This window comes from Agrobacterium albertimagni AOL15 (assembly GCF_000300855.1).
GTDB lineage: Bacteria > Pseudomonadota > Alphaproteobacteria > Rhizobiales > Rhizobiaceae > Allorhizobium > Allorhizobium albertimagni.
Map to the genome: position 1 here is coordinate 379,681 of NZ_ALJF01000002.1, position 12,568 is coordinate 392,248.

At 61.1% G+C, this 12,568-nt stretch carries 17 protein-coding genes and 1 tRNA gene; 6 read left to right on the plus strand and 12 right to left on the minus strand.

Annotated elements, in window-relative coordinates:
• Positions 1–753, minus strand: a complete 753-nt coding sequence (locus QWE_RS24600; protein ID WP_006724509.1) for a BON domain-containing protein — start codon at positions 751–753, stop codon at positions 1–3.
• A gap of 164 nt (positions 754–917) precedes the next feature.
• On the opposite strand from QWE_RS24600, the gene QWE_RS02575 reads away from it, so the two are divergent.
• A complete protein-coding gene (locus QWE_RS02575) occupies positions 918–1,418 on the plus strand; it encodes a YciE/YciF ferroxidase family protein (RefSeq protein WP_006724510.1) in 501 nt (166 codons plus the stop codon).
• Between the two features lie 74 nt (positions 1,419–1,492).
• Here the strand turns inward: QWE_RS02575 and QWE_RS02580 are convergent, their stop codons facing one another.
• The 3 genes from QWE_RS02580 to QWE_RS02590 all read right to left on the minus strand — a co-directional run bounded on the left by QWE_RS02580 (position 1,493) and on the right by QWE_RS02590 (position 3,476).
• Positions 1,493–2,590, minus strand: coding sequence for a DNA topoisomerase IB (locus QWE_RS02580; RefSeq protein ID WP_006724511.1), 1,098 nt, complete (start codon positions 2,588–2,590; stop codon positions 1,493–1,495).
• Positions 2,587–3,114 (minus strand): sigma-70 family RNA polymerase sigma factor, encoded by a 528-nt coding sequence (locus tag QWE_RS02585; protein WP_006724512.1) that lies wholly within the window; start codon positions 3,112–3,114, stop codon positions 2,587–2,589. The genes QWE_RS02580 and QWE_RS02585 overlap by 4 nt, the downstream gene beginning before the upstream one ends.
• Before the next feature lie 98 nt (positions 3,115–3,212).
• Complete coding sequence (locus QWE_RS02590) at positions 3,213–3,476, minus strand: hypothetical protein (protein ID WP_006724513.1); 264 nt, start codon at positions 3,474–3,476, stop codon at positions 3,213–3,215.
• Positions 3,477–3,632: 156 nt separating this feature from the next.
• Between QWE_RS02590 and QWE_RS02595 the strand changes: the two genes are divergently transcribed.
• The 3 genes from QWE_RS02595 (at position 3,633) to QWE_RS25180 (ending at position 4,537) form a co-directional block, all read left to right on the plus strand.
• Positions 3,633–3,965 carry a hypothetical protein gene (locus QWE_RS02595; protein WP_006724514.1) on the plus strand — a complete coding sequence of 111 codons (333 nt, stop codon included), beginning with the start codon at positions 3,633–3,635 and terminating at the stop codon, positions 3,963–3,965.
• A gap of 118 nt (positions 3,966–4,083) precedes the next feature.
• Entirely contained in the window at positions 4,084–4,272 is a 189-nt protein-coding gene (locus QWE_RS02600; protein WP_006724515.1) for a hypothetical protein, read from the plus strand.
• Between the two features lie 76 nt (positions 4,273–4,348).
• The gene (locus QWE_RS25180; RefSeq protein WP_006724516.1) at positions 4,349–4,537 is read left to right on the plus strand and encodes a hypothetical protein; all 189 of its coding nucleotides are present in this window, start codon (positions 4,349–4,351) and stop codon (positions 4,535–4,537) included.
• A 21-nt stretch (positions 4,538–4,558) separates the two neighbouring features.
• Here the strand turns inward: QWE_RS25180 and QWE_RS02610 are convergent, their stop codons facing one another.
• The 3 genes from QWE_RS02610 to QWE_RS02620 all read right to left on the minus strand — a co-directional run bounded on the left by QWE_RS02610 (position 4,559) and on the right by QWE_RS02620 (position 6,224).
• Positions 4,559–4,786 carry a hypothetical protein gene (locus QWE_RS02610; RefSeq protein WP_006724517.1) on the minus strand — a complete coding sequence of 76 codons (228 nt, stop codon included), beginning with the start codon at positions 4,784–4,786 and terminating at the stop codon, positions 4,559–4,561.
• 131 nt (positions 4,787–4,917) lie between these two features.
• Positions 4,918–4,994, minus strand: a tRNA-Arg gene (locus tag QWE_RS02615).
• Positions 4,995–5,060: 66 nt separating this feature from the next.
• Positions 5,061–6,224, minus strand: coding sequence for a M20 aminoacylase family protein (locus tag QWE_RS02620; RefSeq protein ID WP_006724518.1), 1,164 nt, complete (start codon positions 6,222–6,224; stop codon positions 5,061–5,063).
• Between the two features lie 179 nt (positions 6,225–6,403).
• Here QWE_RS02620 and QWE_RS02625 point away from each other — a divergent pair, with 179 nt between their 5' ends.
• Together QWE_RS02625 and QWE_RS02630 are read left to right on the plus strand one after the other, a co-directional pair.
• Positions 6,404–7,507, plus strand: coding sequence for a D-alanyl-D-alanine carboxypeptidase family protein (locus tag QWE_RS02625; protein WP_006724519.1), 1,104 nt, complete (start codon positions 6,404–6,406; stop codon positions 7,505–7,507).
• 8 nt (positions 7,508–7,515) lie between these two features.
• The gene (locus QWE_RS02630; protein WP_006724520.1) at positions 7,516–8,664 is read left to right on the plus strand and encodes a CobW family GTP-binding protein; all 1,149 of its coding nucleotides are present in this window, start codon (positions 7,516–7,518) and stop codon (positions 8,662–8,664) included.
• On the opposite strand, the gene QWE_RS02635 is transcribed toward QWE_RS02630, so the two are convergent.
• The 5 genes from QWE_RS02635 to QWE_RS25445 all read right to left on the minus strand — a co-directional run bounded on the left by QWE_RS02635 (position 8,661) and on the right by QWE_RS25445 (position 12,463).
• Entirely contained in the window at positions 8,661–8,903 is a 243-nt protein-coding gene (locus QWE_RS02635) for a sulfurtransferase TusA family protein (RefSeq protein ID WP_006724521.1), read from the minus strand. The two genes, QWE_RS02630 and QWE_RS02635, sit on opposite strands and share 4 nt — an antisense overlap.
• Positions 8,904–8,907: 4 nt before the next feature.
• Entirely contained in the window at positions 8,908–10,158 is a 1,251-nt protein-coding gene (locus QWE_RS02640) for a L,D-transpeptidase family protein (RefSeq protein WP_006724522.1), read from the minus strand.
• A 181-nt stretch (positions 10,159–10,339) separates the two neighbouring features.
• Positions 10,340–11,293: an acetyl-CoA carboxylase carboxyltransferase subunit alpha gene (locus QWE_RS02645; protein WP_006724523.1), complete on the minus strand. Its 954-nt coding sequence runs from the start codon at positions 11,291–11,293 to the stop codon at positions 10,340–10,342.
• Between the two features lie 62 nt (positions 11,294–11,355).
• Positions 11,356–12,297: a site-specific tyrosine recombinase XerD gene (gene xerD / locus QWE_RS02650; RefSeq protein ID WP_006724524.1), complete on the minus strand. Its 942-nt coding sequence runs from the start codon at positions 12,295–12,297 to the stop codon at positions 11,356–11,358.
• A gap of 13 nt (positions 12,298–12,310) precedes the next feature.
• A complete protein-coding gene (locus tag QWE_RS25445; protein WP_006724525.1) occupies positions 12,311–12,463 on the minus strand; it encodes a hypothetical protein in 153 nt (50 codons plus the stop codon).
• Positions 12,464–12,568: the final 105 nt, after the last annotated feature.

Consider the following 12,568-nt stretch of genomic DNA (forward strand, 5'->3'; position numbering starts at 1 on the left):
TTAAGCCTGCGTCATGACGCTGCCTTCGCCTGAAATCCGCACACGCAGATTGTTCTGCACATGGGCAACGCCACTGACGCGCTCGGCACAGTCTTCAGCGCGGCGTTTTTCGAAGCGATCCGTCACATGGCCAGACAGTGTCACCTCGGCATCCTTCACGGTCACCTCGATATCGGAGGCATCGACGGCGGGGTCGTCGACCAGGCGGTCATTGACGTCTTCCAGGATGCGGGCATCCGAACGGCGGTAGCCCTTGGGACCTTTGCCGCGGTGGCTATCCATCTCGCGGCGTCGGGCGGCCTCTTCGTCACCGAACCAGGATGCGACCTCGTCGCTGGCGCGGTCAACGAAGCCGCGTTCGTCGTCGTAGTCGCGATTGCCTTGGTTGTAACCACCGCGATAGCTGCGGTTGTTGTCTGATGGATGGTGACCGCGTCCGGCACCCCGGGCATAACGGCGTTCGTCGTCTCCGTAACCGCGGTCGCTCAGCTCACCGTAATAGCCCAGATCGTCGGTCGTCCAGTCGGAGCGTCCCATGCGCGGATAGCGCGATCCGCTGGCGCCGTAACCGCCATCCATGCCGTAGTCGCGCTGGCGCATGGCGTCATAGCGATCGGCATCGGGGCGGTTGTCGCCGTAGCCGCGAACGAAGCCGCTGTCACCGGGGCCGTAGTCACCGGCCGGGCTGTGGCGCGTGTTGCGATTCCGGTTCCGGCCGTCTCCGGCGTCCCAATTGTCGTTGCGATTGACCATTGTTTCCTCCTTCGGGTCTGGAGGGCAGCGTCGTGCGCCACCTGCGAATCTAACCCTGCGGAGCCGTGGATCGTTCCGGTGAAAACCTGAAAAACAAGTCAGGAACAAAGCGCCATCCGGCCGGTTCTTTTCTCGCCATAACCGATAACCGAGGAGATAACGACATGGCTACCAAGACACTGGAAGAGCTTTTTCACGAGACCCTCAAGGACATCTATTATGCCGAGCGCAAGATCCTGAAGGCCCTGCCGAAAATGGCACGTGGCGCGCAGGACGAGAAGCTGAAGGCCGCCTTCCTGCAGCACAAGGAAGAGACCGAAGGTCAGGTCGAGCGCCTGCAGCAGGTGTTCGAAATCATCGGCAAGCGTCCGCGCGCCAAGACCTGCGCCGCCATCGACGGCATCGTTGAAGAAGGCGAAGAGATCATGGAAGAGTTCAAGGGTTCGCCCGCCCTCGACGCCGGTCTGCTCGCCGCCGCACAGGCTGTCGAGCACTATGAAATCAGCCGCTACGGCACGCTGCGTACCTGGGCCCAGCAGCTCGGCTACAAGGATGCTGTCAAGCTTCTCGACGAGACGCTGGCGGAAGAATCGAAGACCGACGAGGCGCTGACCAAGCTTGCCGAAACGGCGGTCAATGCCGCAGCCCAGAAGAAGGCGGCCTGATCGCTGCCAATCGAAGGAAGGGGTCGGATCTGTTCCGGCCCCTTTTTCTGTGCGGGTTGCCTTACTCTAACCACTCAGTCCTTGGCTGCGTCCTTCCGGGCATAATGATCCTGCAGAAAAGCCATCAGCCGGTTTTCGTCGGCGCGAAGCAGGGCGCGTGAAGGTGCCGTCCGCACCAGGTCACGCACAGCATCAAGGTCCGTGCTCTTGTCGGCAAGGGCGAGGATCGCCGGATGCACATAGCTTGAGCGGCAGATCGTCGGCGTGTTGTGCAGGCGGTCGGAGGCGATCTGGCACATCTGCCGGATTGTCGGACGTTCCGAAGCCTCGATATGCTTCCAGGCTTCAGCGAATGCCGCGACAGATCCGCCCCAGGTGCGGAAGGTCTTGGCCGAAAGCCGCATGTCTGTGATCTCAGCGAGATAGGTGTTGAGACGGCCCGAATCGATGCGATGCAGCTGCCCGTCTTTGTCCCGCCAGGAAAACAGGTCCCGTCCGGGCAGGTCGGCAATCTCTTCGAGGATCTTCTGTAGTTTCGGATGACGAAGCTTTCGGCGAACCCGCTTGCCGCCCTTGGCGATGAAGCTCAGCCGGATGCCATCGGGCTCGAAGGTCAGATGGCGTTTCTGGAGCGTGGTTGCGCCATAAGTCTTGTTTTCCTCGGCATAGGCGCGATTGCCGACGCGCATATAGGTTACGTCGAGCAGACTGATCAGGGCTGAGAGCAGGAAGTAACTGGAATCGGCATGTTCGGCGATGTCGCGGGCGATCCTGCGCCGGATCGTCGGAAGCGCCTCGCCGAAGCCGATGAGATCATCGAATTTCCGCTCGCTGCGCCACGCGGCCCAGTCGAGATGATAGCGATACTGCTTGCGTCCCCTGGCGTCGTAACCCGTGGCCTGAAGGTGGCTGCGGGGCTCGAGGCTGATCCAGACCCGTTCATAGGCCGGTGGCAGGGCGAGCTTGCGGACGCGGGCGAGGACGGTCTGGTCGGCAACGACCGTGCCGTCCGGAAGATGATAGGAAAAACCCTTGCCGCGGCGGCGGCGATTGATGCCGGGTTCCGCATCGGTGCCGTAGATCAGACCGATTTCGGTGAGCTCAGGAACATCGTCCGTCGACGGAGGAGGTCCGGCAGTTACCTCTGCATCCTCGCTATCGGTCTTGCTCATCCGATGGGGCTGTCCGTCCCGGTTTCACCGAGTTCGCGGCGCAATTGCTGCCGCGCCCGGCTGAGGCGGCTTTTCACCGTGCCCACGGCACAGCCACAGATTTCGGCCGCATCTTCGTAACGTTCGCCCAGCATGACGATCAGCACCAGCATTTCCCGGTGATGTTCGGGCAGTCGGTTGAGTGCCCGCCGCACCTCCTCGGCCTGCACGGTCCACTCCTGGCTCGCCTCGCTGGTCAGTCGCGAGGCCACACCCTCGGGCAAGCCGATGGTCTCGCGGCTGCTCTTCTTGAAGCGGGTGCAGAATGTGTTGCGCATGATCGTGAACAGCCAGGACTTCAGGCGTGTTCCCGGCTCGAATTTGTCAAGATTGGCCAGCGCTTTGGTCAGGGTTTCCTGGACGAGGTCGTCCGCCTCTTCAGGCTTCTGGCAAAAGGTCCGCGCAAAGGCGCGCAATGCCGGTATCAACTCGACCACTTCAGATTGTGCGGCAAGCTCGGCTCTACGGGTCGTCAAGATCGCCATCCTCCGATGTCTGTGGTACCAGGCAGAACGACGCAAAAACGCGCGTCCCATGCCTTGGTTCCCGAAATTGTGAACGGTCGGCCAAGCCGGCGACCATGTCAGCTACGGCTTACGAACTTGCTGAAGCGGCTCAGTTTGCCGTCGGCAGTTTTGTCCTGATGGAGAAAGGCGAGATCGTTCTTTTCGAAGATCCGGAAGAACTCCTCCCATTCGACCTTTTCCAGCGTTTCCTCTGGCTTGCCGAAATCCACTCGCAGGATGCCGCCTTCGCCGCTGTCTTTGACGCGCGTCGGCATGCCATCCCGCTCCTCGATCCAGCGGCGTATCTCATCATGGTCCGTCGTTTGACGCGCACTGCTCATGGTGTGTCTCGCTTGTTGTCATTCCTCCCCTTGACCCGTTGATGGAACGCCTCTGTCAGCCAGTGGTTCCCGGCCCTGCGCCGCTTTTTCCGACGGAACAGAGAGCGTTTCCGGATGTTCTCTTTCCCGAATGATCCGAAAGCGAGAGTGAGAAGCATGACACATGTGCAGAATGTCGACGGCCAGGGCCAGCTGTTGATCGGCGAACGCGTATCACCCATCAGCTATCACGTCGCAGTGGAGCGACGGGGAGAAGGCTATACTGCGAAGGTCGAGATCCAGGCGCCGCGCGATTGGCTGATCCGCCAAGGCTTCGAGACGCGCGCCACTTTGGTGTTCGCCTCGGGCGAGCGAGCCGAACTCGAGCACGACGGCCAGCTGGACGTATCCGACAGCATCAGCGTAATCCTCCAGGCTGAGCCGCTGGAATACACGGATCGCCAGAAGCTGATCGAAGCCTTTCCCGAGGCGGAAGGGGGCGTCAACTGACCAAGGCGGTTGATTTCGGCAAAAAAGACTGATCCGAGATGGTCCGGATGACGTAAGTGAAGCATCAGGGACAAATCAAACTCAACCCGCCAGCAATGCCCTCAAGTCGGAGGTCCACATGGAAGAACTGAAAATCTCATCTCCGGAGACGCGACGCGACAGGACGGGCGGCATCGTACGTGACAAGCTGGACCTGCTGATGCACGAGACGCGCCGTGAAGCAGTGCCTGAGCACCTGATCGCCCTTGCCGAAGAGTTGCAATCGGCCATCGATGAAAAGGTTGCGCCCTCCAAGACGCCGACCTGATTTCCCTCGGAACCTTTTCCTCCCGCGATTGGTTGCACTTTTGAATGTGCATCCAGATTTGAGGAAAGGATATTTCATGATCAACTATTTATGGTTGTTTGTCGTCGCGCTCGGGCCGATTCTGCTCGGCGTTGCCGTCTTCTATGCCATCACGCGGCAGAGACGGCTCAGCGCCCGTGAGCGCATCAATCAAGACGCGGCCACGCGGGAGCTGTATGAAAAAGATGAAAGGGCAGATACCAGCCCCTATGGCGGCAACCGATAGACATCGGTGCCGTATTCGTCGTTACAGGAAACTGCCATTGTTCGGGTCGTAACGCTTGCCATTCGCGATGCTAGCAAGTTCGACGAGATCGTCTTCGTCCCGAATGCCGCTCTTCACCAGATAGCTGACAAGCGCCTCGGCATTTTCCTTCAAATGCCTGTCGGTATACTTGCGTTCGTACAACCGCCGTACGGCCCGTTCCACGATTGCATGTTCATCATTGTTCTTGCCCGGGGGTCTTGGTGCCATGACATTCCCTCCGTTCGAGGCCGACGATAAGAAGAATAAGCACCCGTCGGCGTGGCATGGAACCATCATGCCGTATAACGGCACGAACGCAACCCTAGATTCGTAATGGCAAGATGTGGGTGGTCAGATGATGGTGATCCCGACGCGATTCGAACGCGTGACCCTCAGATTAGGAATCTGATGCTCTATCCTGCTGAGCTACGGGACCACTTCCTTCTCCATACAAAAGCACAGCCTTCAAGCCAAGCGGTTTTGCATGCGGCAAGCGACCTGTTCAGCGAGGCAATCTCTGCTCCGCCAGGCGAGCCCAATAGGAAATACCGGCAGCGATCGCCTCGTCGTTGAAGTCGTAGGCCGGATTGTGCAGGCCCGCCGTTTCGCCATTACCGATCATGATATAGGCGCCCGGTCGCGACTGCAGCATGAATGCGAAGTCCTCGCCGGCCATGCTCGGATCCACTTCCGTATCCACCTTGTCGGTGCCCACCACATCGATCGCAGCGCGTGCTGCATATTCCGTCTCGGACGGATGATTGACCGTCACGGGGCAGGCGCGCTCGTAGTCAAACTCGACCACCGCCCCATGGGCTGCCGCGATCCCCATTGCCAGTTCGCCGATCCGGCGTTCGGCGAGATCGCGAACCTCCTCGTCGAGCGAGCGGACCGTTCCGGTGATGAAGGCCTCTTCCGGAATGATGTTGTGGGTCGTTCCGGCATGGAACTGGGTCACGGAAACGACGACCGAGCGCAGCGGATTGGCATTGCGGGATGCGATCGTCTGCAGGGCGCTGACGATCTGCGCACCGATCACGATGGTGTCGGCCGTGTTGTGCGGCTCGGCGGCATGGCCACCACGACCGGTGATCTTCAGGAAGAACTTGTCGGGCGCTGCCATGATGCCGCCCTTGCGGATGGCGAAGGTGCCGACAGGCTTTCCGGGCATGTTGTGCATGCCGTAGATCTCGTCGATGCCGAAGCGCTCCATCATTCCGTCTTCGACCATTGCGAGCGCACCACGGCCGCCTTCTTCCGCTGGCTGGAAGACGACCGCCACGCGGCCGGAGAAATTGCGGGTCTCGGAAAGATACTTGGCGGCACCCAGCAGCATCGCGGTATGACCGTCGTGGCCACAGGCATGCATACGTCCGGGAATGATTGAGGCCCAGGGCTTGCCGGTGATCTCGTCGAGGGGAAGGGCATCCATGTCGGCGCGCAGGCCGATGGTCCGGCCCTCACCGCCAGAACCCTTGATGATGCCGACGACACCGGTGCGGCCGAGGCCGGTTGCGATTTCGTCAACGCCGAATTCTTGCAGCTTTGCCTCGACAAAGGCTGCCGTGTTTTCGACGTCATAGAGGATTTCCGGATTGGCATGCAGATGGCGGCGCCATTCGGTGGCTTCCGACTGGAGTTCGGAAGCTCGGTTCAGAAGCGGCATTCTCTCGTCCTGCGTTCACTCTTGATCACGGTCGCGCGGATCACGTGATTGTCGGCACGAATGTGCGCCTTTCAATTGACGTATTCAATGGGCTTTGCCATTCCTTCGCTACTACATAAGAGATTGCCACGGCTTTGGCGAGTGACCAGCCGAACAAGAGGATCGAACTCGTGTTTACGATGCGTCCCGGAATTCTGTCCGCAACAATTGCATTTCGTCGACTGGCGGTTGCCCTGTCGCTGTCGGCATTGGTGCTGCCTGGAATGGCTGCAGCGAGCCCGATGATGGTGGTCGATGTCGCCAGTGGTCGGGTCATCGCCCATCAGGAAGCCTTCCGCAAATGGTATCCGGCCTCGCTCACCAAGCTGATGACGGCCTATACGACCTTCCGTTCGATGCGCTCGGGCGAGCTTTCGCCCGAGACCGTGGTGGTCATGAGCAAACATGCGGCCGACCAGCCGGCGAGCAAGATGTATTTCAGGCCGGGCTCCAAACTGACGCTCGACAGCGCCTTGAAGCTTCTGATCATCAAGTCCGCCAACGACGTAGCGGTCGCCATCGGCGAGACGGTGAGCGGCAGCGAAGCGGCTTTCGTCCAGCGTATGAACCAGGAGGCCGCCCGGCTCGGCATGACGTCGACGCGGTTCGTCAATCCGAATGGTCTGCCGGGCAAAGGGCAGTTTACGACCGCTCGCGACATGGCCCTGCTTGCGACGACCATCCGTCGCGAATTCCCGGAATATGCGGGTTATTTCGCGCTGGAAGGCGTGACCACCGGCAAGAAGGACTATCCGAACTTCAATCTGCTCGTCGGTCGTTTCCCAGGCGCCGATGGCATGAAGACGGGCTATGTCTGCGCCTCCGGTTTCAACCAGGTCTCGTCCGCCACGCGCAATGGACGCACTGTGATCTCCGTGGTGCTCGGCGCCGACAGCCTTGGCGCACGCGCCGATCTCTCCGCCGATCTCCTGCAGAAGGGGCTGACAACCTCGGTCGCCGGCAACCGGCTGGACCAGCTCGCCCCCTATGGCGAAGGGCAGGATCAGGTGACCGACATCAGCGCCGAGATCTGCAATCCGAAGGCGCGCCAGATCCGCAGCGAAGGCCGTGATGAGGCCGGGCGCATGAAGCTGACGTCTCCTTACATAAAGGAAATGGGCCGCCCGCCGGCGATGAGTTTTGCCGGTCTCATTCCCGGCAGTGAGCCGGTAGAGACGAAACAGGGCTCCGGTGCGGGCCAGATCGCCAATGTGCCGATCCCGAGGCCCCGTCCCACATTCTGAGCATCGCAATGACCCAGTCGCGCATTCCCGTCTCCATCCTCACCGGCTTCCTCGGCGCCGGCAAATCGACGCTTCTCAACCGGTTGCTCAAGGACCCGGCAATGAAGGACGCGGCCGTCATCATCAACGAGTTCGGCGAAGTGGGTATCGATCATCTGCTGGTCGAGACCTCGAACGATGCGGTGGTGGAGCTGGCCGATGGCTGCCTGTGCTGCACCGTGCGCGGCGAGCTGGTCGATACGCTGGCGGAATTGATCGACGGCATGCAGACTGGCAAGGTTAAGCCGCTGTCGCGCGTCGTCATCGAGACGACGGGCCTTGCCGATCCGGCACCCGTCATGCAGTCGGTCATGGGCCATCCGTCGATCGCCCAGCATTTCGATCTCGATGGTGTCGTAACCGTCGTCGACGCGGTCAATGGCCTCTCCACCATCGATGCCTTTCCAGAGGCCTACAAGCAGGTCGCGGTCGCCGACCGGCTGATCCTGACCAAGAAGACGCTCGCCGAAGAGGCCGCCGTCTCTGCCATCACGCAGCGGCTGTGCATGCTCAACCCCCGTGCGCCGATCACCGATGGCGATGCTGAGGATGCGGGCTCTGCAGCGATGCTGATCAACGGGCTTTACGACGCCTCAAGCAAGATCGCCGATGTCGATCGCTGGCTGAAGGACGAAATGGCAGCGACCGGCGATCACCACCATGATCATCATCATGATCACGGTCATCATAGCCACGGGCACTCCCACGGCCATCACCACCATCATGACGTGAACCGGCACGGTGCTTCGATCCGCTCCTATTCTATCCTGCATGACGAGCCGATCGATCCGATGGCGATCAACATGTTCATCGATCTCCTGCGCTCCACGCATGGCGAAAAGCTTCTCAGAATGAAGGCGATCGTCGCGCTCACCGACCGGCCGGACAAGCCGCTGGTGCTCCATGGCGTGCAGTCGATCTTCCATCCGCCCGTGCGCCTGCCGGCCTGGCCTGAAGGGTCCGACCGCAAGACGCGGCTCGTGCTGATCACCAGAGACCTGTCGGAAAGCTATGTGCGGGATCTCTTCGGAGCCTTCACCGGCAAGGTCGCGATCGACCGGCCGGATCGCGCGGCGATGATGGACAATCCGCTCTCGGTTCCCGGCCTCAAGTTCTAGGCAGGCGTGATCCCGCCCTTGCGGATGTGAAAGCGGTGACCGGCGTCGAGCCGCTCCTGCGCGACCAGTTCATGACCGTCCTCGTTGCAGAAATGCGGAATGTCGATGCCGGCGAGCGGGTCGCTGGTCTCCACCACCAGTTCGTCCCCAGGCTTCATGTCGGCCATGCGTCGGCGGGTCTTCAAAACGGGAAGGGGGCATTTCAGCCCCCTCAGATCATAGATCACCGTCTCGGTCATGCCCTTACCAGAGCTTCCAGAAGGGCTTCTTGCCGGCCGGTGCCTGTGCTTGCGACTGTGCCGGTGCTGCCACTGCGGCCTCAGCTGTCTGGGGTGCAAGCGGATTGGGCTGCGGCACCGGGACGGCTGTGGCAGCCGGCGCTGCGGGCGTCGCTGCCTCTGCGGCCTGCGCCTGCGGGTCGCCGTTCGGGTTGGTCGCCATCTGGTTGACAGCAGCCGTGCCATTGGCAGCCGGAGGCGCCGACTGGTCCGCATCATTGATGTTAAGCAGCTTGCCGGCCTTCAGGGCAGAGCCCGTCGGGGCGAAAGCGAGATCGTGCGAGCGCGACTTGCGAAGGTCAGCCACCAGCGCCTTGCGCTCGGCTTCCGTCGGGTCGTACCAGATCTTGCCGTCATATTTCTTCAGCGCCTTGGCATAGGCGGCGTCATAGGCTTCGTTGAAGCCGTTGAGTGCGACCGAGAGTGCCGGAGGCGTGCTCATGGCCGGGCAGGTACCCTGCGGATTGAAGCTCGAACCAGCCGGAACCGACTGGTTGAAGACGTATTTCTTCTCGCAGACATTAACCTCGGGTGGCCGCTTGGTGATCTCGAAATTGTCGTAGCCGACCTTCAGCATCTTCCAGAAATCGAAGTGCGGGCTGTGGCGATGACGTGCCATGTTTTCCGCCGTCATGCGGAAGGGGAAGGCCTGCAACTGGATTGCCTGCTGGCCGCCCTTGAAGGCATCGCGCGCGAATGCATAGATCTCCAGCATCTGTGCGTCCGTCATCGAATAGCAGCCTGACGACGAGCAGGCGCCATGGATCATCAGGTGGGATCCGTTGCGGCCGTTCGCCCGGTCGAATTGGTTCGGGTAACCCGTATTGATCGCCAGGAAATACTTGGAATTCGGGTTCAGGTGATACGGCGTCAGCGGATAGAAGCCTTCAGGCGCCTGACGGTCGCCTTCCTTCACCTTCGGACCCAGCCGGCCGGACCAGGCGCAGATATCGTATTCCACGACCTTGTCGAAGCGGCCGTTGGTCTTTGCTTTCCAGACCTCGAGCTTGCCCTCTTCCTTGAAGATACGGATCATGATCGGCGAGTTGCGATCCATGCCCTTCTTCTGGATTTCGGAAATCAGGCGTGCGGGGAGTGGCTGCGCGACCTTGTTGGCGACGCGCGGCGTATCGTAGGCAGCACTCTCCAACGTGTCGTTGCAGCCTGCGAGGGCGGCGGCGAAAACCAGAACCAGGGCCGTTGATGTCAAACGCATGCGCGAAGGCTCTTTCCAGAAACACATGTTGGGGCTCGAACCGAGCCGATCATGCGTAGTTTAGAACTGCTTTCTTCACAAATTATAAACCAATGGCCGCCGATTTCGCCATCCATCTTCCGCCGCTACCGCTGCAAAGCGGCGGAGTGATGGCAAATTGCCGCAGCCGCAGCCTTCTATCTCAGAGGTTGCGACCGATATCGAGGAACTTCTGGCGCCGGTCGGCGCGCAGCTTGTCGCCGGGCATCGGCGTCAATTCGGCAAGTGCAGTCGCGATCACGTCGCCGGTCATGCCGATCACCCGGTCCGGCGCGCGATGCGCGCCGCCGACGGGCTCGGGGATGATCGCATCGATGATGCCGAGGCCCTTTAGGTCTTCCGCCGTGATCTTCATGTTGGTCGCGGCTTCCTTGGCGCGGGTCGAATCGCGCCAGAGAATGGAGGCGGCACCTTCCGGCGAGATCACCGAATAGATCGCATGCTCGAGCATGTAGACGCGGTTGCCGGTGGCAATCGCGATCGCGCCGCCTGAGCCGCCTTCGCCGATGACGACGGAGACCATCGGCACCTTGAGGCCGAGGCACATCTCGGTCGAGCGGGCAATGGCTTCCGCCTGGCCGCGTTCTTCAGCACCTACGCCTGGATAGGCGCCGGCCGTATCGATCAGGGTGATGACGGGCAGGCCGAAGCGGTCGGCCATTTCCATGACGCGGATCGCCTTGCGGTAGCCTTCCGGACGGGGGCTGCCGAAATTGTGCTTGATGCGCGACTTGGTGTCGTTGCCCTTTTCCTGGCCGATCACGGCCACGGGCTGGCCGCGGAAGCGCGCGAGGCCGGCCTGGATGGCGGCGTCCTCGGCGAATTTGCGGTCGCCGGCCAGAGGGGTGAATTCGGTGAACAGCGCTTCGGCATAATCGACGAAGTGCGGGCGCTGCGGATGGCGCGCGACCTGCGTCTTCTGCCAGGCGTTGAGCTTCGAATAGATCTCCACCATCGCCTCGTCGACGCGGCTTTCCAGCCGGCTGATCTCTTCCGAGGTGTCGATGCTCTCGTCCTCTTCCGCGAGCTTCTTCAGTTCGCGGATCTTGGCCTCGAGGTCGGAGATGGGCTTTTCGAAGTCGAGATAGTTGTGCATGAACTCCGTTCCGATCGTTCGTTCCTGGCGCTCGCCGCCCGCAGGAACCGGCTTTGCCGGTCCTAATCGGGGTTTTTGGCCTGTTTTGCAAGGGGGTGATGCGTATGCACCAGTTGCTGCAGGCGCTCGTCGAGCACATGCGTATAGATTTGTGTCGTCGAAATGTCGCTGTGGCCCAACAGTTCCTGCACCGCGCGAAGATCGGCGCCATTGCCGAGAAGATGGCTGGCAAAGGCATGCCGCAGCACATGCGGAGACACGGCATTCGCCGACAATCCGGCTCTCACGGCAAGGTCCTTGAGGTCGCGGGCAAAGACCTGACGCGGAAGATGGCCTTCCTTGCTGGCGGCAGGAAACAGGAAGGGGCTGTCGGCCTGCACGGGATCGGCGCCCCGGATTTTACCGTATCGTGCCAGTGCCTCGATCGCCGTCCGCGACAGGGGGACAAGCCTTTCCTTGTTGCCCTTGCCGCGCACCAGAAGGAAACGGCCCTCCTGCGTCAGCACCTTCACCGGCAAAGAGACGAGTTCGCTGACGCGCATGCCGGTTGCATAAAGAAGTTCGATCAGCGCCAGTCGCCGGATTCGCGCGGGCTGTTCCGGTCCTTCGAGGTTCGCTTCCTGCTCGGCGAGCGACAGAAGCCCGGTGACATCCTCGACCGTCAGCACCTTGGGCAGGGGGCGGGTCTTCTTCGGCGCGTCGAGGATAGCGGTCGGATCATCGCCGCGCAGCCCTTCCGCATAGAGAAATTTGTAGAATTGGCGCATCGCCGACAGGCGCCTTGCCTGTGAGGTCGGCTGAAAGCCGCGTCGCGCAAGGTCTGAGAGATAGGCGGCCAGATCTTCCCGTGTCGCTGCACCCAGGGTCACCTTGCGGCCGGAAAGAAAATCGCCGAGGTCGTCGAGGTCGCGCTCATAGGAGGTGAGCGTGTTCTGGGCTGCTCCGCGCTCGGCGCTCAGCATCTCCAGAAAGGCCTCCACACGAGCCCGGCTCAGATCCGACATATCTTGCTTCCCGCTACTGCTCGACCGGATTGATACGCTCGGAAGGAATGCGCACCGTCACGTCGCGTTCCCGCGGCTCGACGAAGACTGCAAAGGACCACATGGTGACATAGACCAGACCGACGATGGTCCCGCAGATGAACAGAAAGCGAAACAGAGTGGGCATGGTCGGTCCTTCGCTGGTTCTCAAAATAAATAGGTCGAAACATGCAGTTTACCAAGGCCGGGACAGGGCTTCTGGAAATACAGCCATGGCTTGACGCTAGCCCTC

Bases quoted from the DNA above. Each gene is read 5' to 3' on its own strand.
- QWE_RS02600 (WP_006724515.1), top strand. From the start codon at position 4,084: ATGGAAGAACTGAAAATCTCATCTCCGGAGACGCGACGCGACAGGACG.
- QWE_RS02575 (WP_006724510.1), top strand. From the start codon at position 918: ATGGCTACCAAGACACTGGAAGAGCTTTTTCACGAGACCCTCAAGGAC.
- QWE_RS25445 (WP_006724525.1), bottom strand. From the start codon at position 12,463: ATGCCCACTCTGTTTCGCTTTCTGTTCATCTGCGGGACCATCGTCGGT.
- xerD (WP_006724524.1), bottom strand. From the start codon at position 12,297: ATGTCGGATCTGAGCCGGGCTCGTGTGGAGGCCTTTCTGGAGATGCTG.
- QWE_RS02640 (WP_006724522.1), bottom strand. From the start codon at position 10,158: ATGCGTTTGACATCAACGGCCCTGGTTCTGGTTTTCGCCGCCGCCCTC.
- QWE_RS02595 (WP_006724514.1), top strand. From the start codon at position 3,633: ATGACACATGTGCAGAATGTCGACGGCCAGGGCCAGCTGTTGATCGGC.
- QWE_RS02635 (WP_006724521.1), bottom strand. From the start codon at position 8,903: ATGACCGAGACGGTGATCTATGATCTGAGGGGGCTGAAATGCCCCCTT.
- QWE_RS02625 (WP_006724519.1), top strand. From the start codon at position 6,404: ATGCGTCCCGGAATTCTGTCCGCAACAATTGCATTTCGTCGACTGGCG.
- QWE_RS25180 (WP_006724516.1), top strand. From the start codon at position 4,349: ATGATCAACTATTTATGGTTGTTTGTCGTCGCGCTCGGGCCGATTCTG.
- QWE_RS02580 (WP_006724511.1), bottom strand. From the start codon at position 2,590: ATGAGCAAGACCGATAGCGAGGATGCAGAGGTAACTGCCGGACCTCCT.
- QWE_RS24600 (WP_006724509.1), bottom strand. From the start codon at position 753: ATGGTCAATCGCAACGACAATTGGGACGCCGGAGACGGCCGGAACCGG.
- QWE_RS02630 (WP_006724520.1), top strand. From the start codon at position 7,516: ATGACCCAGTCGCGCATTCCCGTCTCCATCCTCACCGGCTTCCTCGGC.
- QWE_RS02590 (WP_006724513.1), bottom strand. From the start codon at position 3,476: ATGAGCAGTGCGCGTCAAACGACGGACCATGATGAGATACGCCGCTGG.
- QWE_RS02610 (WP_006724517.1), bottom strand. From the start codon at position 4,786: ATGGCACCAAGACCCCCGGGCAAGAACAATGATGAACATGCAATCGTG.
- QWE_RS02645 (WP_006724523.1), bottom strand. From the start codon at position 11,293: ATGCACAACTATCTCGACTTCGAAAAGCCCATCTCCGACCTCGAGGCC.
- QWE_RS02620 (WP_006724518.1), bottom strand. From the start codon at position 6,224: ATGCCGCTTCTGAACCGAGCTTCCGAACTCCAGTCGGAAGCCACCGAA.
- QWE_RS02585 (WP_006724512.1), bottom strand. From the start codon at position 3,114: ATGGCGATCTTGACGACCCGTAGAGCCGAGCTTGCCGCACAATCTGAA.